The sequence below is a fragment of the Bizionia hallyeonensis genome (assembly GCF_042657385.1).
Classification (GTDB): Bacteria; Bacteroidota; Bacteroidia; order Flavobacteriales; family Flavobacteriaceae; genus Algorimicrobium; species Algorimicrobium hallyeonense.
The window spans coordinates 24,970-43,013 of the sequence record NZ_JBHSLA010000002.1; the positions used below are offsets into that span (position 1 = coordinate 24,970).

Below are 18,044 nucleotides of genomic sequence, written 5' to 3' on the forward strand. Positions count from 1 at the left end.
TAATATATGGCAAATACTATGCTAATAGATTGATTTGGTTTTTGTTGCCCTTTGTTGCCCGATTTTGCTTTTTAGAAAATAGATTTTGTATGTATGACAATTTTAAATCTGCCATTTTTGAAATTACTTTTTGAAGTTGAGCTTCTTTTTTACAAATTGCTGACACTATATTAATATGCTTTTGTAACTCAAATTCATCATTTAACAACGAGGTGTAACTGTTTTTTAAGGTGTTTCGGCAATCATCTATTGAGATAAACGGAATAACACTCCCTTTTAAATAATAAGCATAAAAACCGCCTATTTGCAACATCATTGATAAATGGTAAAGGGTTTGTTTTTCTTCTTCGGTTGATGTAGATACCACAAAACAATTAGGACAAGGATTTATTAAAGGCTTTCCGCTGTTTTGCCCTTTGTTTAGGATAAAAAAATGAGGGTTTGAGTAAGTTCTTCCGATTTGGTGTGTTTTTAGTTCAAAAGTTGACATAGCTATCCAATTTAAAATTGCTTCGCTACGCTTCGCACCATTAATTTTTTAAAAGAAAAACAATAAAAAAAGAAAGCCTAATGCTCTTGTGGCGTGGATAAGGCTGTCAAGGTTTTTGGATAAAAGTTTTTTGAGATTAATTGTTTAATGATTGTGAAAAATGCTTTTGAAAAAAGTTTTATTCAAAACCCGTAGGGCTTGACCTTTATAGCCTTGCGCGTTGGCAGAAGGAAGCCACATATATTTGCTACCTTTTTTTATTATTTTTTTTGTTCAACTTAATTCACTTTTTGGGGCATAAACTCTTAAAAAAATAGGTTGTTTTCAATTTGAGCGTGGGATGAAGCGTTTGTATGGGTAGCGTTTTAAATAGTTGTTTGATAAAACAGCATTTAAACAAGCTACTTATACAGGACTTTTAGGCAATAGCTTTTTGTTTTTTTGAGGTACGATAAAAAGCAATATGCTATGTCGTATTACTGCATTTTCTTAACCTATTTTTTTATAACCGCTGACTTGGGTGGTGGGGAAAAGTGGACTTTTATATTTGTTAACGAAATGAAACAAACAAAGACTTGAGGTAAGGAATACTTGGACTTAACGATGGTTTTGTGCAGTTTGAATGAGATAACCAATATAATACTAAACTTAATCAATCTTTTAAATTTGCTATTGTTTAATGCTTGTTCAAAATATGGTTATATGTTCGGATGTGAGCGTTGGAATAGCGGATATTTTACATAATACCAGTTATAGCTACAAAATGCATTAAAACTGCGATAGCAAACCTTTGAAAAGTGCCGTTTGCTACTATAACTTGTATTATGTAAACATAGCTTGGGGTAGTTTTTGGTGTGAGGGATGGCAACAGCTCTTTGCTTTTTTATTGTACTACTTTTAAAATATAATAGCAAATAAAATAAGCAATGTGCTGTGTGAGGGTTGGCAACCAAAAACTACAAGTGCGGTGGATAGCGGAACAAAACAAAAGACAGAGGATTTTGAGGTACGAAAAAACTGGGTTTTGGGTTGTGGGGACAATTACCAACTCATTCGTTGTAATCTAACTGCATTTAAAATTGCTAATAATGCTACGCCTACATCTGCAAAAACTGCTTCCCACATTGTGGCTAAACCACCTGCTCCTAATATCAAGACAATAACTTTAACTCCAAACGCTAAAATGATATTTTGCCAAACAATTTTTCTTGTAGAACGACTTATTTTAATGGCTCTAACTACTTTTGAAGGCTGGTCGGTTTGAATGATAACGTCTGCTGTTTCAATAGCTACATCACTACCTAAACCACCCATTGCAATACCAACGTTACTTGCTGCTAAAACAGGTGCATCGTTAATACCATCACCTATAAAGGCTATTTTGTTTTCAGGATTTTTCTTTAAAATTTCAACTTCGTTTAATTTATCTTCTGGAAGTAAACCACCTTTAGCATTTTCGATATTCAACTCTTTAGCGACTTGTTGCGTGATGGAATCTTTATCACCGGAAAGCATCATAATATTTTTAATGCCTACTTTGTGTAATGCTGTTATAGTTTCTTTTGCATCTTCCTTTAATTCATCTGCTATGACTACATAACCTGCAAATTGATTATCGATTGCAACTAATACTATCGATTCTACAATAGATTCCGTTTCAGATGGAACATTTATATTATTCGCAGTCATTAAGGCTTTATTTCCTACTAAAACTGTTTTACCATTAACAACGCCTTTTAAACCTTTACCTGCAATTTCAGAAACGTCTTGTGCTTCAAAATCTTCTCCTTCAGCTTTGTACTCTAAAATGGCTTTAGCAATTGGATGCGTGGATTGTTCTTCCAACGCCATTAAGTATTGCATAAATTCGGTTTCATTCCAACCAATTGCTTTTACTTCTTTGATTTTAAAAACACCTTTGGTAACGGTTCCTGTTTTGTCCATTACCAAAGTATTTATTTTGGTCATAGCATCTAAAAATGAAGCACCTTTAAATAATATTCCATTTTTTGAAGCTGCTCCCAATCCACCGAAATATCCTAATGGAATTGAAATCACTAACGCACAAGGACAAGATATTACCAAGAAAATTAATGCTCTGTATAACCAATCTCTAAACACATAATCATCTACAAAAAAGTAAGGTATAAAAGTAACACCAATAGCTAAAAACACTACAATTGGTGTGTAGATACGAGCAAACTGTCTGATGAATAATTCTGTTTTAGATTTACGTGCTGTTGCATTTTGAACCAAGTCTAATATTCTCGCAATAGAACTGTCTTCAAACTTATTGGTTACCTCAACTTCAATAACGCTTTCCAAATTAATACTACCCGCGTAAACCTTTGCTTCTTTTTGAATGGAATCTGGTTTGCTTTCTCCTGTTAACGCAGCTGTATTTAAAGATGCTTTTTCGGATAATAAAATGCCATCCAATGGAATTTTTTCACCTACACGAATTTGAATTTTCTCTCCAATATTGACAACTTCAGGCGAAACACTTTTATAATCTCCCTCACGAAATACATTGGCTTCTTTAGGTCTAACATCTAATAATGCTTTTATATTTCCTTTTGCACGATTTACAGCAGCACTTTGAAATAATTCGCCTACTGCATAAAATAGCATTACTGCAACACCTTCGGGATATTCACCAATAACAAATGCACCAATGGTTGCTATAGACATTAAAAAGAACTCTGTAAAAACATCACCTTTTTTAATACTAATCCAACCCTCTTTTACAACAGGAAACCCTACAGGAAGATATGCAATACCATACCAAGCAATACGAATCCAATCCTTAAAGAATGAAACATCAAAATAATCTAAACCTATACCAATGATAAGCATTGTAAAACTTATTATTGCAGGCACGTAGGTTTTGAATGCACTTCCATTACCGTGATTATGACCATCATTATGCGTGTGTTGCACTTCTGAATTTGGTTTTAAATCTCTTAAATTGACTTTCTTTTTTTTCATTTAATATCTAATAATTTTTCAATGTCATTGGGAATAGGCATTCGTTTTAATGGTGGCACGTTTGCTCCACCAGTATTACCAAGTGGAACGTGATTTATAAATGATTTCCAGCCACCCACAAGCAACCTAATTATTTGACCTATTACTTCTTTCGTATCTTTTTGTCTAAATCCAAACTTTAGCATAAGCCAATGTGAATAGGTATGTTCTATAGGATAAGATTGTCCTATTATATGATTACGTTCTAAATGATACCAAGCATTACCAAACTGCTTATTTTCTAAACAGAAACTGTATTGTTTTAATTCTTGGTTATACGCCTGTTTTAGATGTTTAGGTATTTTAGTATTAAACTTCATATCCTCTAATTTTGGATAAATGTACTTTAATAGTAAGTGCAATGGAAGTGCAATAATTAGACACTACACTTATCGCAAATACCTTTTACCACCAAATTTACATTCTCTGACACAAAACCATCTGGCACTTTTATTTGAGGTATTTTATGTTCTGTTAAGCAAATGGTTTCATTGCAATTATTACAATGAAAATGTAAATGCAAATCGTTTTTAATATCACAATTACATCCCTCTTCGCATAACGCATATTTTGTTATCCCTGTGCCATCGTCTATTTGATGGACTATTCCTTTATCTTCAAATGTTTTAATAGTTCTGTATAAGGTAGTTCTATCTGCTTTTTCAAAAGCATTTTCAATGTCACTTAATGTTACTGCTATTTCTTTTTCTGCAAGAAACTTATATATAAGCAAACGCATTGCTGTAATACGAATTTGTTTTGACTCTAATAATTGTTCTATTGTCTGCATAATTAATGTTCGTGTTCTGCTTCTCCTTTTTTCATTTCTGCGTTAAGGTAATAAGCATTGTTATAGGCAAATTGTGTGTTACTTTCTATATCTTCAATAAATTGAACCGATACCCAATCACCATCTTTAGTACCTAACACAACTTCGATAGGTTTAAAGCTCCAATCGTCATTTTCTTTTTCTACTGAAAACACATAATATCTTTCGCCTTCTTTTATAATTGCACTTTCTGGTAAAGCTTTTGTTTGGGTATTATCTACTTGAATTTTACCTTGAATATACATACCAGGAATTAAATTACCTTTTTTGTTTTCTATTTCTGCGTGAACGTGAACTGCTTTTGGGTTGTCCTCAAAGGTTATGCTTACGGAATAGATTTCTGCGGTAAGTTCTGTATCTGGTATAGATTGTACCGTAAAGTTTACTCTTTGACCCTTCTGTACTTTATGGACATCTTTTTCAAAGACCATAAAATCGGCGTGAACGTGATGCGTATTTACAATTTCAAATAATTCGGTTTGTGGCTCTACATATTGACCTGTTTTTACTTCAACTTTTTGCACAAAGCCTTCTATTGGACTACGCAATGCTATGCGCTGTGCAATTGTTCCATTGCGAACTGATGTAGTGTTAACGTTGAGTATTCTTAATTGCGCTTCTAAACCATTAACCATTGCTTTTGATGCTTGATATTCTGCTTCTGCTTTCTGGAAATTAGCACCAGAACCAACACCAGCATCGTATAATTTTTGTTGACGTTCATAATTTTTCTTTGCAAGCTCGCTATTGCTATAAGCGTTTAAATAATCCGTTTGCGCTTGTATGATATTTGGGTGCGATAGATAAGCCACAACTTGACCTTTATTAACCTTATCACCTTCAATCACTTCAATTGAAACGACATTTGCACCAACAACAGTAGTAATAGCTGCTTCGTTTTGTGGTAGTACTTCTAACGTTCCGTTTGCCTCTACATAGCCGCTCATATTACGTAATGCCAACGTATCTATTTTCATTTTTAAAGCATCGAATTGCTGTTGTGATAGCATTACTTCTTCGCTTTCATTATGTTCTTCGTCAACTTCTGTTTTTTCTTCCTCATCGTGGGAATGACCATCATTCTCGTTATGATTTTCTTTATTTCCGCAAGCTGAAACAAAAATGGTTAACACCATTACGGTAAGAATTTTATATATTTTATTTTTCATTGTCTTATTGATTAAAATATTGTAATTGAAATGTGCTTTCTAAATAGTTTACTAATGCAGTCTGTGCTTCAAGTTCCGATTGAATGGCTTCTTTTATCAACTGCGTAAATGCAGTATAATCTATTTCGCCTTCTCTGTACGCCAGTAATGCACCTGTTTTTTGCTCTTTTGTTAATGGTAAAACTTGGTCTTTGTAAAACTCCCAAGATGTTTTCCATTTTATATAGTTTTCTTTAGCCTGAACAAACCTTGATTGTACTTCCTGTTTTTTGAACGCTACATTGGTTTCTGCTATTTCTTTATCAATTTTGGAACTTCTAATTTGTGCTTTGTTAGTACCTGATAAAAACGGAATGGAAATACCTGCTTGATACGTGTAAAACCCTGAATTGCCATTTACTTTCTGTATACCACCTTGAAGATTGAACTTTGGCAAATTATCTGCTTTTGCAGCTTTATATTTAGCTTCCGCTTCATCTACAATGTTCTGCGACATACTGTACAACGGATGGTTTTCAATACTAATCGTTTCCATATCACTATCTATCGCTACCTCAAATTCATCTGAAACTGTAAAAATTTCTTCTGATACCAACCACAAATTGAATTGCTGTAAGGCAATAAGGTAATCACTATAGGCTTGCGCTTTTTTATTTTTAATTTGAAACGCTTGATTTTTTGCTGCCGAATATTCTAATTTAGAAATGGCTTCGACTTCATAATTTAAAGCTACTGCTTGTTCAAATTTGGAATAAATGGAATCCAGTTCTTTATACAAGTTATAGTTCCGTTTCATTTGATAGCATTTAGACCACGCTTTTTTTACTTCCAATTCCAGTTCTAATTCGGAAAGTTGAAAGGCTTTTTGTGCTAACTGAATGCGTTGTTCTTGCAGCTTCTTTTTTGTACCAATTCCAAATAAATCAATGTTGGATTGACCAACACCTATGGTTGTATAGATGCCATTACCACTATTAATTTCTTCACCACCTGTAAAAATTTGAGTCGTTCCGAAATCATAGGCAGTCGCTTTTAATTGCTCTTGTTTTGTAATTTCCAACTGCTTTTGTTTGAGCAATGGATAATTACTTTTTGCGAGTTTAACAGCTTCCTGTAATGAAATTTCGGGAATTGTATCATTCAACTCTTGAGCGTTACTTTGTGGTGAAAAGCCAAACAGTAATAATACAACTGCTGTTGCTGTTACTAACTTTTTATTTGGCTTAAACGTAAAAGATTTATTTTCTACCCAATGGTATAAAATAGGTAACACAAATAGTGTTAGCAAAGTTGAAGTTAATAATCCACCAATAACTACAGTTGCCAATGGACGTTGTACTTCTGCACCTGCTGATGATGAAATCGCCATTGGTAGAAAGCCTAACACATCTGTAAAAGCAGTTAGCATAATAGGTCTGATTCTTCGTTTAGTGCCTTCAACTATTCTATCCTTTAGATTGGTTACACCTTCTTCTTTTAATTCGTTGAGTCCACTTATCATTACCAATCCATTTAAAACTGCAACGCCAAACAACACAATAAAACCAACACCTGCTGAAATACTAAATGGCATATCACGCAACCATAAGGCTACAACACCACCAATGGTTGCCATTGGGATAGCGATGTAAATCATTAAGGTTTGTGGTAACGATTTTAATGCAAAATATATCAGTACAAAAATGAGTAACAAGGCAATAGGAACAACAGTTTGTAAACGGTTACTGGCACGTTCTAAATTTTCAAAAGCACCACCATAACGAATAAAATAACCAGAAGGTAGTTCTAATTGTGCATCTAATTTAGTTTTAATTTCGCCTACCAACGATTTTACATCACGACCTCTTACATTAATACCTACATAAGTTCTTCTATTGGTGTTATCTCTACTTATTTGCATTGGACCTGCTTTGTAACTTACATCAGCTACTTCGCGAAGTGGAATCTGTGCACCAGAAGGTAAGTTGATAAACAAATTTTGCACATCTGTTATGTCTTTACGATTATGAGAACTTAACCTAACCACCAAATCAAATCGTTTTTCTCCTTCAAAAATAGTTCCTGCTATTCCTCCTGCAAAAGCTGATTGCACAATTTGATTTAACGTGTTTATTTGAAGTCCGTATTGTGCCAATTTACTTCTGTTATAAGTAATTGTCATTTGCGGTAAACCAGTTGTAGCTTCCGCTTTCATATCTCCAATACCATCAGTACCTGCAATAATTTTAGATATTTCTTCTGCTTTTTGAGACAATACATTTATATCTTCTCCATAAAGTTTAATAGCTATATCCTCTCTAACACCTTCAAGCAATTCGTTAAAACGCATTTCAATTGGTTGCGTAAACTCATAATTCACACCAGGAATTATTTCCACTGCTTCTTTCATTTTTTCGATGAGTTCATCTTTTGTCTCAACGGTTGTCCATTCACCTTTTGGTTTCAGTATTACAAATACATCTGCTAAATCCATTGGCATTGGATCGGTTGGAATTTCGGCAACACCAATTCGACTTACAATTTTTTCAACTTCTGGAAACTTTGCTTTTACAATTTGTTCAATTTTTGTGGTTGTTTCAATCGTTTCTGTAAGCGAGCTTCCGGGTTTTAAAATGGCGTGAAATGCAATGTCACCTTCATCGAGTTGTGGAATAAATTCGCCACCCATTTTTGTAAACATAAAAAGTGCAATCCCAAATAAGACAACAGAAACACCAATTATTAATTTTCCTTTCTTTAAAGCTTTTTCTAATAGTGGTTGGTATTTACGTTCTACCCAATGCACGAATTTATCGCCATAAGATTTTTTGTCTGACTTTGGCGATCTTAAAATAAGTGCAGACATCATTGGAACGTAGGTTAAACAAAGTACCATTGCACCAATCATTGCGAAAATAAAGGTCAATGCCATTGGTTTGAACATTTTTCCTTCAATACCTTCTAATGCCAGTATTGGCAGAAATACAATTAAAATAATCAGCTGACCGAAAAAGGCAGCATTCATCATTTTTTTTGAGGCATCTGCCGCAACACCATCACGTTCTTTAGATGTCAATTTCCTTTTCTTTAGGACTTGCGAAGCAATTAGAAAAACGGTACTTTCTACAATAATCACAGCACCATCGACAATAATTCCAAAATCTATTGCTCCTAAACTCATTAGGTTAGCCCAAACATCAAAAACATTCATTAGTATAAATGCGAATAATAGAGATAATGGAATTGTTGAAGCTACTATTAAACCACCACGCCAGTTACCTAATAAGAAAATAAGAACAAATATCACTATTAATGCCCCTTCAATTAGATTGGTAGCAACCGTTGAAGTTGTTTCTGCTATTAATTTGCTTCGGTCTAATAAAGGTTCGATAATGACACCTTCTGGTAATGACTCTTCAATTTGAGCCATTCTCACTTTTACATTCTCAATAACATCGTTTGAATTAGCGCCTTTAAGCATCATAACCAAACCACCAACTACTTCGCCTTCTCCATCTTGGGTTAAAGCTCCATAACGAATAGCAGCACCAAATTGTACCGAAGCAATGTCGCCAACGGTAATTGGAATATTGTTTGTGTTTTTAACCGTAATCTTTTTAATATCTTCTAAACTACGCACCAAACCTTCTCCACGAATAAAATTGGCTTGATGGTTCTTTTCAATGTATGCTCCACCAGTATTTTGATTGTTAGCTTCAAGAGCTTCAAAAACATCGGTAATTGTTAAACCAATAGCTTTTAATTCGTTTGGGTCTACAGCTACTTCGTATTGCTTAATTTTTCCACCAATGGCGTTTACCTCAACTACACCTTCTACCATAGCCATTTGACGTTGAACAATCCAATCTTGCATTGTACGCAAATCAGTAACCGAATATTTGTCTTTATACTCTGGTTTTACTTTAAGTGTGTATTGATAAATTTCTCCTAATCCAGAAGAAATAGGACCCATAGTTGGCTCGCCAAAACCACTCGGAATTTGTTCTTTGACTTCGTTTAGTTTTTCTGCTACTAATTGACGTGGTAGATACGTTCCCATATCATCGTCAAAAACTATAGTAACTACAGATAAACCAAAACGAGAAATGGAACGGATTTCCTTTACATCAGGCAGGTTGCTCATTGCAACTTCCACAGGGTAGGTTACAAATTGTTCAATATCCTCTGTACCTAAATTGGGGGCTTGCGTAATGACTTGAACTTGGTTATTGGTAATATCTGGAACAGCATCTATTGGTACTTGGGTCATACTCCAAATACCTGCTCCAACAATGGTAAGCGTTAGCAAACCAATAATGAATTTGTTATTGATTGAAAAATCAATGATTTTATTAATCATAGAAAATGTATTAATTCAGTTGAAAACTTGCGGTGCGAATAGGTGCAACGCTTTTATAGAGCAATGCTTACTTTGAGAAGCATCACGTTAGGATATAGCTATCCTTAAAAAAAACTGAATTATACTTTTGGGGGTTGGAAAAGTGATTCCAAATATCTGGAAGTGAAGTTTACTTGATGTAAATTATATTGTTTTTTCTCTTCAAATTTAAGTCGATTGGTTAAAGCCAAATTATTGTTCGCAATAATTAATACCAAAGGGTGACAACATTGATTATGAGAATGGACTGGTGTATTCTCCTTATCTGGGTTATGATGATGCTCTACATTTTTAGCATCGCTGCCAATGTAATCTTCAACTACATATTCAAGGAAAGAGTCACCATAAACTTTATGGTCTTGATAATGGGTAATAACGTTTGAAATTTCTTTAATTGGACCACAAAAGTCCATATCTATGCTTATCCCTTGAAAAAAGAATAAAATAGACATTGATATGGAAACGAATATTTTCATATAATTTAGACAAATATACAAATTATTGAATGCAATGGTTGTGCAAAAGATAATGAGTTATTTTTTACAAAAACCACAATTTGTTTTTTGCATCCTCTGGAACACCATTGTTAAAGCGTGGTGCTATTTGTGCCACCATTTCAGGGTATTTAATGGTAATTGGTACATTTTGTTGGCGTAATGATTTCCAATAGAGTCTGCTGAATTGATAGACTTGGGTTAAAAGTTCTAATGCTACATTAGCATCTTCAAACGCATCGTCGTCTGGACTACTCATTTTAATTTTTATTGGAAATGGATAGCCATCTGTATCTGTGTAGTATTGTGAATTTGGATAACGTGCATTATTAAATAACAAAAATTGGTTGCTGTCTATACGAATGTATGTACCACTTACTGGCATCAATTTATTATTCCAATTAAGGTCGTAAGCAATAATGTCTTCAGATTCTGTTTTGTTGATGTTAAGTATATATAAAGGTACTCCTAACTCTAATTGATGCATTCCTTCAATAATAGGCTGTAATTCTTCATATTTCATTTCTTTGTAAAAGTGAATGACTACTTTATCTGCTTGAGCTACTGAAGTAAAATCTCTAATAGCTTTTAAAATGCTTCCTGCTAATAACTTGGTTTGGTTTTGATTGAAATATTCAAAGTTTCTGAATAGACCGTTATTTTGAAAACTAAAAGCACTTGCTATGTAACGCCTGTTTTCGCCTTGATTGGTAAAGGCTCCTACTCCAATAACTAATTCTTTTTTATCGGTTACTGCTAACTTCCAAGGTGCGCCACCTAATTTAGCGTGTATTGCCAATGCCATATTTTGTAAGGAAAACTGAAAGTTGTATTGATTTTCAATATTTTCAATCATTTTATGATAATCCACTACTTGGGTAATAATACCTTCATTTAAAAACAATTCCTTTATTTGAATATAAATTTCTCTGTCTTCGGGATCTGGTGTAAACTTATCGAATGGGCTTAAATAAAAAGCAGCATACTTTACATTGTCGTGGTCAAATTTTAGGTTTTCTAGCTTTTGTATGATGTCTGGTAAAGGGTCGTTCTCGTTTGTAAATTCAATAAAATGTTCTTTGGATGTTGATGCTTTAATATTTACATAATCTTCTATCCCTTTGAAATATTTCTTTTGTGCTGTGACACCAAATTTTAAATTGTTATAAAAACTCTTTACGGCTTCTTTATGTGAGGTGTGATATATAAAAAAGAATTTAATATTTGGACCTTTAGGACGTCTGTAAGGTGTAAACATATTCATAGCCAATTTAGGCACTAAATGCGTTTTCTTATTACCATATTGGTCTTTGCCAAACTCCAATAAGCCTACTTCTGGATTGATGTGATTTATGCGATTACCTGGTACATCAATAAATTCGTCTATTTTAAAAGGAAATATGGCTTTAAATTCTTCTGTAAAGAGATAAGAGGCAGCAAATTTATTGATGAGGGCTACATACTTTTGATATTTATTGGTAGGTCTTGTAGGTTCTTCAATAGGAATGTTTAAAGCTCTTGCGAGTTGTAAATTGAATATAGGGAAGGCTTTATCAAACACAATACTATTATAAAACTCTTCTTTATCTTCTGTATCGCGTTTCATTTGATAATTGACCGTTTTTTGGCCATATACACAACGCTTTATATACTCTGTTTCCTCAATATCCTTAACAGACTTTGTAAGGACTTTTGACATACCATCATACGAAACGATGAGTTCTGGCAAATCGGTGAGTTTTGCGAATTGTATTTTAAATGAAAACTTATAGTATAAATTATAATCTGCTGTATTCCCTTTTTTTGAAGGCATCCATACTTGTACATCCCTCACAAAGTTTTTTACTACGATATAGCCTTTTTCTAAAAAGTAGTTTTTTAATTGGTGTTTAAGATATTGCTTGTAAATGCGCAACTCTCTACCATCAACCAACTTTATTTTTATACTTGGTGCATCAGGTATTTGTTGTGTAAAGGTGGTAAATATTTGGTCTGTGTTTGATAGGTCTGTTTTTGGAAACGCCTCTTTAATCTGCTTTGAAAACTTTGATTTGTGTATGGGGTGACTGCCTTCCATATCTTCTAATGAAAAATAAAAGGTTGGTGCACTATTTGGCCATTTAAAGTTTAGGATGTTGGTTTTTAAGTGTTCTTGCATAGATATTGAGGTGTTTAATTTTTACATAAATATTATTGGTTTAGTTTCAAAAAGTAGAATACACATATAATCAGTAAAATTATTTCTGATAAATAAATCGGCCATATTGTTGGCCTAAAAGCTATTTTCCAAGGATTGATTTTACTTTTATAATTAGAGATATCCATTGACATTGATTTAGCTTCTTTTTTAATTACAGCGCTGTATAATTCTCTAAAGATTTTTTCAAGCCATAAATAGTGAGCATCTAAATACCAAAATAGAAGTGCAACAGGAAAGCCAATAATAAATATTTTATAATCTTCTTTATCAATACCAAACGCCATTAACGCAGTAATAGCTGTAATGCTCCAACTTTTAACTAAAAAGGATTTATGTGACAATCTATCTATCACATTATGAATCAGTTCTAAATGTTTAATTTTTGTTTCTTTCATTCCTTTATGTTCTTAATATTGGGTCTGTTCCTTTAAGCCAATAATCCATCATTACATATTTATTTAAGCTTTCTCTAATCCACAATTTAATATTGTCAGTATTGGCAATGTTGTTCTGTGTTATGTAAGGATAAATTCCTAAATACTCCGTTCCGTTGAAGCTATCGGACTCATAATCCGAAATGGGTAATACAGCAACTCTTCCTTTAATACCATCAAAATACCCCAACTCCCAAGGCATCCATTTTGACAAACTACTATTTCTTGAAAAAGCATATACTAATGACTTACAGTTTTGCATTCGATATCTTATTCTTTCTGCTGTTTCTTTAGTAACAGAATTGCGATTGAGTTGAAAATCATCAATCCAATCAACATAAACTGAAAAGCCAAAATCTTCTAAATAAATTTTTAAGCTTGCTATTTCCTCTTTGTCTAAATAACTATGCGATAAAAATATATCGTATTCTTTGTTAATATTGAATGATTCATTTAAGATTTGAGGTGCTCCCAAACCTTTACTTAAATTCACTTTTCTGTGACTTGTTATTCTACTTAATAAATCTTTAGTAATTAAACTCATACTAATTCTTTAACCAATCAATTAAATCCTTTTTCTTTCCGTCAGGATATATCACAGTATATTCATCATCCCATTCTATAGACTTATACTTTTTGTCCACATATGGGTAAATCTGTAAATACTCATTTCCAATCCAATTACCAGAATTATCAGCAACAGGCAATAAAGCAATATGTTCAATATACTTGTGTACGTCTCCTAATCCCAACTCCCAATTACACCATTTAGAATCTATACCTTCATTTGTGGCTAAAAGAATAAACTTTTTATTGGCATCAATCATATTTTTAATCTTAATTGCTGTTTTTCCCGTTGGCGGATAGGACAATTCATCATCCATCCAATCTACATAAACTTGTACTTTTAGCTTATTAAGTATACCAACCAAATATTCTACTAAATCAGAATTTTTATGACTATGGCTTATAAATACACTTGACTCAAATTCACTTCTCTTTTTAGCAAGTTTTGAAGACATTGCTAACAACACAGCCATACTGCCTTTTAAACCATAATCATCTTTACCAAGAGTAGATTTTAATTGTTCTTTAGTAATAAAATCTGCCATATATTAACTATTCTCAACAATTTGTATTTCTTCCTCTGTTAACCTATACAACTCATACACCATAGTATCAATTTCTTTTTCTGTTTGGGTGATTTGGGTTTGCAGCTCTTGGGCTTTTTTCTTGTTATCCTCGAAGAGTTCTAACCACTCAAACTCATCTTTTTTGGTAAGCGATGTGCCACCTGCTTTTTTAATGGCTCTGTTGAGTTCTTTTATAAAGTCTGCAAAGTCTAACTCGTGCCAGTTTTCGAGTTTTTTTGTGAGTTTTTCTAATTCAAATTTGAAACAGAAATACTTTCTAAAAGAATCTTGAACCTTGTTAATGTTACTATTTAATTCTATTAGATTATTTCCTGATTCTGACAATTCAGTATCTATTTGAATAAGTTTTTTTGAAATTGGAATTGTGGTTATTTTGTCTCTCCTAAAATCATAAAAACCTCCTTGTAAGGTTGTGCAAACATTCTTTAAATAGAAAAAGATGAGTTTAGAATTTAAAAGAGATAATAATGCTTTAGAATCTGTTGAAATAAAGAAATTATTATCTAACAAAAACACCTCTCCCTTTTCATCAAAATAAAAATTACCTCTATTATTAATTCTTGGATAAATTATTTTGGGTTGTTTCATTTCTTCATAATAGGCACAAGCTCTTAAATTCCAATAGTTTTCACCTTGGTCATATCTTTTAATTAAAGCATCTTTAAAATTGTCTAACTCTGCTTGAATGTCAGGATATAGGTTAGGAATATCATCATCGTAACCTGTAAATAATAAATATTTATCTTGAAAATTAAAATGATTTCTTTTGACTTCTTTACCAGTAGCTAATACTTTAATTCTTTCTTCATTTTTAGGGTTTTTAGCAATTAGTTCATTTCGTTTTATGCCATCTATAATAAATGCCTCATTTCTGCCAGTTGTTAAGCCTCTATATATTTTTTTATCCACAAATTTCCCAAGCACTATGGAATCATTTTCTAATTTGTTTAAAATTTCAAATGATTTAACATCAATAAAATTCCACATATCTTCAGTTAAAGACTCAAAAGGAACTGGATGCTTTTTTAATTCTAATGTATTTATTGGATCTATAGTATTATCTCTTTTATTAATTTCAGAAAAAACAAATGTTTTGGTCTTATAATCTGGATTTTTATTTAGTACATAAATTATTGGATATGTTGTAGCATCTGCAAAAACAGGGTAATCATCAAAATCAAACAACAATTCTAAATTTGCATCTTCTTTTATAACTTTTCGTATCTCCTTGCCATAAGTCGCTTTTAAAAATTTGTTTGGTAAAATGAAAGAAAACAAACCATTTTTATTCATTAAATTAATTCCTTTTTCAATAAAATAAGTATACAAGTCCGCTACACTATTATAGCATTTATAATTTTTTTCTAAATAGGGTTTAATATCTTTAAACAGTTCTTGTCTCACATAAGGCGGATTCCCAATTACTACGTCAAAGCCTTGTTTTGATTCGGCAGATTGCTTCGTTCCTCGCAATGACGTACCAAATATTTGAGGAAACTGCTCTTGCCAATTAAAGGCTTTATCTCCTGCTACGGTTTTACTATCAATTAATGAGTTACCACATTTTATGTTGTTGCTTAAATCGTTGAGTTTACGTCTTGGTTGTGCTGTACGTAACCATAGGGATAGTTTGGCAATTTCTACAGATTCTTCGTTGAGATCAACCCCATAGATGTTGTTTTCGAGAATGGTAGTTTCTATGTCGCTTAAAATAAAGCCACCACCCAAAACTTTAGCTTTTAATTCATCGATGTATCGGTGTTCTTTTATTAAAAAGTCTAACGCTTGGTTTAAGAATGCTCCAGAACCACAAGCTGGGTCGCAAATGGTTATTTGCAGTAGCCACTCACGATAGGTGTCTAATACGTCTAATAGTTGTTTTTTAGTGTTTTGGTGTGTGCCTTTTTTAAGCTCGAAATAGGCTTCTTCTTTGAAGCCAAGTATTTCTTTTTTCTCTTGACAGAGCTTACCAACGGTATTTTCTACAATATATTTGGTAATGTATTTGGGTGTGTAGAAAACGCCATCTTTTTTACGCTTACTCTTTTGCTTATCGAACTCGCCACCTTCAATTTCGGCATTTACGCTTTCTATTTCGTTGAGTGAGTTTTCAAAAATATGCCCTAAAATATTGACATCTACCTGACTGCTAAAATCGTATTTAGCAAGTTTGTAGGCGTGTTTATACAGTAATGCATCGTCAATCTCCAAACTATCTATAATAGCGTCCGGTTTAAAGAGACCTCCATTATAGGCATAAATTTCAGCTCTTGATGTTGTGCCTTTTCTACCTTCATCTAAAAAATGAAAGTATTGTTTAAAGAGGTTATACAATGGACGTTCGTCACCAAAATCGATGTCGGCTTTCCATTTGTCTAAAATCTGTATGGTTGAGTTTGGTGGTAATAGGTCTCTATCTTCAGCAAAGAAAATGAACAGGAAACGGTCTATTAGTTTCTGTGATTTTTTGAATAGGGATAGTTTTACGTTTTTTTCGAGTGCTTTGTTCTCATTAGCGTTGTTATCTTCAAGAGATTGCCGCGCTTCGCTCGCAATGACAGCATCCATTTTAATGCGTTTGGCGTTGCGTTTTACCAAGTCCCTAAAGAGTTCGCGTTTAAATACCGAGTAATCGTTGTAAAACTGCTTGGTGATTTTTTCTTCCTCTACTAAAGATGCTTCTTTAATAGTAAGTGGCAGATTATTTAAAATATTGTCTTTGTGTAAGCACAGATGTAATAAGGCAAATTCTTCTGGTGCTAATTGAAACAGATTGAACTCTAAAAACTCGGTGGCATCATTGATGTAAAACCTCAACTTCTCAAAGTTGGATGTGATGACATACACACAACCTTTTTGATTGGCTTTATAGTCGAATGCTTGTTTACGGATGCTTTCTAAATCTTTTGTATTGGTTCCCTTTAACTCAATAACTCCAATTGCTTTGGTTTCCTTTAAAATAGCGCCATCTGCTTTTCCTGCTCCCTTTTGGTTTTTAAACTCGGTAGTAATGTTGAAGTCAGGCTTTGGATTAAGCGTATAATCCAAGACATTTACAAACAACTCGTCCAGAAACTTTGCCTGGTACTGTTCTTCTTTAGAGTTTTTAATATTTTCTTGAATGGTAAGATTGTGAAAATACTTGGTGTATTTTTTATAGGCACGCTCTACTACATTACTGTCTTGCTGTGTGAGGTATGTTTTTAATACTGATGTTTGGAATAATGCCATTTAAAGCTGCTGTTTTTTGTTGGTTAAGTTCTTAATTTCTTCTTCTGCTTTTTTGAGGATTTCCGTACTGTTGGATTCATCTTTAATCATTTTGACAATTTTATCTGCCATCCAAAGCTTTAGTAGCTCATTTTCACTTTCATTTAAAGCCTCTGCCAAATCCTCTACTTGTTCTTTTCTGGCGATACGTGTACCGCGTTCAATCTTACTTAATAGCGCAGTATCGATACTCATTTGAGATGCTACTTCACGAAGTAATAGTTGCTTCTCTTCCCTTAACTTCCTTATATAATTACCAAATGCCATTTTAGAGAGATTTTGACTTGTCAATATCTGTCTAATGTAAGAAAAAGTAAGTAAAGGAAAATAAAAAGATATAAACAGTTGTTAACAGATAATGAGGAAGTTGAGGATATTGAGGAATTAAGTGATTATTTTATTCTTTTTTGCATTGATCAAAAAAGAAACAAAAAAATCTAGGCTTACAATTCTTATTTACCCATTACGCTTTATGTCCTAAACAAAAAGAACTCGAAATACATTTCTCAAACAGCTTTTTGTTTTTAACGGACATTTCAGCTATGGGTCCCAAAGTCGAATTGTAGGTCGTTTTTAATACAAAAAGGAAAGACCGCTTT

General features: G+C 33.0%; 13 protein-coding genes. All 13 read right to left on the reverse strand.

Translation table 11 applies throughout. From position 1 onward, the window contains the following. Positions 1–16: 16 nt before the first annotated feature. Positions 17–490, reverse strand: a complete 474-nt coding sequence (locus tag ACFPH8_RS05520) for a DUF6943 family protein (protein ID WP_183477858.1) — start codon at positions 488–490, stop codon at positions 17–19. 1,041 nt (positions 491–1,531) lie between these two features. After that, the gene (locus ACFPH8_RS05525; RefSeq protein WP_072349412.1) at positions 1,532–3,478 is read right to left on the reverse strand and encodes a heavy metal translocating P-type ATPase; all 1,947 of its coding nucleotides are present in this window, start codon (positions 3,476–3,478) and stop codon (positions 1,532–1,534) included. Continuing rightward, the gene (locus ACFPH8_RS05530; RefSeq protein WP_072349505.1) at positions 3,475–3,837 is read right to left on the reverse strand and encodes a DUF3703 domain-containing protein; all 363 of its coding nucleotides are present in this window, start codon (positions 3,835–3,837) and stop codon (positions 3,475–3,477) included. Before ACFPH8_RS05530 ends, ACFPH8_RS05525 begins: the two co-directional genes overlap by 4 nt. A gap of 56 nt (positions 3,838–3,893) precedes the next feature. Beyond that, the gene (locus ACFPH8_RS05535) at positions 3,894–4,307 is read right to left on the reverse strand and encodes a Fur family transcriptional regulator (protein ID WP_072349413.1); all 414 of its coding nucleotides are present in this window, start codon (positions 4,305–4,307) and stop codon (positions 3,894–3,896) included. Positions 4,308–4,309: 2 nt separating this feature from the next. Next, positions 4,310–5,515, reverse strand: a complete 1,206-nt coding sequence (locus ACFPH8_RS05540) for an efflux RND transporter periplasmic adaptor subunit (protein ID WP_072349414.1) — start codon at positions 5,513–5,515, stop codon at positions 4,310–4,312. Positions 5,516–5,519: 4 nt separating this feature from the next. Next, entirely contained in the window at positions 5,520–9,854 is a 4,335-nt protein-coding gene (locus ACFPH8_RS05545) for a CusA/CzcA family heavy metal efflux RND transporter (protein ID WP_376859167.1), read from the reverse strand. A gap of 119 nt (positions 9,855–9,973) precedes the next feature. Next, positions 9,974–10,369, reverse strand: coding sequence for a hypothetical protein (locus tag ACFPH8_RS05550; protein ID WP_376859169.1), 396 nt, complete (start codon positions 10,367–10,369; stop codon positions 9,974–9,976). A gap of 64 nt (positions 10,370–10,433) precedes the next feature. Next, the gene (locus tag ACFPH8_RS05555; RefSeq protein ID WP_376859171.1) at positions 10,434–12,545 is read right to left on the reverse strand and encodes a Piwi domain-containing protein; all 2,112 of its coding nucleotides are present in this window, start codon (positions 12,543–12,545) and stop codon (positions 10,434–10,436) included. A gap of 32 nt (positions 12,546–12,577) precedes the next feature. Then, the gene (locus tag ACFPH8_RS05560; RefSeq protein WP_376859173.1) at positions 12,578–12,982 is read right to left on the reverse strand and encodes a hypothetical protein; all 405 of its coding nucleotides are present in this window, start codon (positions 12,980–12,982) and stop codon (positions 12,578–12,580) included. Between the two features lie 4 nt (positions 12,983–12,986). Beyond that, entirely contained in the window at positions 12,987–13,565 is a 579-nt protein-coding gene (locus tag ACFPH8_RS05565) for a toll/interleukin-1 receptor domain-containing protein (RefSeq protein ID WP_242084212.1), read from the reverse strand. A gap of 1 nt (position 13,566) precedes the next feature. Continuing rightward, a complete protein-coding gene (locus ACFPH8_RS05570) occupies positions 13,567–14,133 on the reverse strand; it encodes a toll/interleukin-1 receptor domain-containing protein (protein ID WP_376859175.1) in 567 nt (188 codons plus the stop codon). A 3-nt stretch (positions 14,134–14,136) separates the two neighbouring features. After that, positions 14,137–17,406, reverse strand: a complete 3,270-nt coding sequence (locus tag ACFPH8_RS05575; protein WP_376859177.1) for an Eco57I restriction-modification methylase domain-containing protein — start codon at positions 17,404–17,406, stop codon at positions 14,137–14,139. Continuing rightward, positions 17,407–17,712, reverse strand: a complete 306-nt coding sequence (locus tag ACFPH8_RS05580; RefSeq protein ID WP_183477850.1) for a helix-turn-helix domain-containing protein — start codon at positions 17,710–17,712, stop codon at positions 17,407–17,409. Between the last annotated feature and the right edge of the window lie 332 nt (positions 17,713–18,044).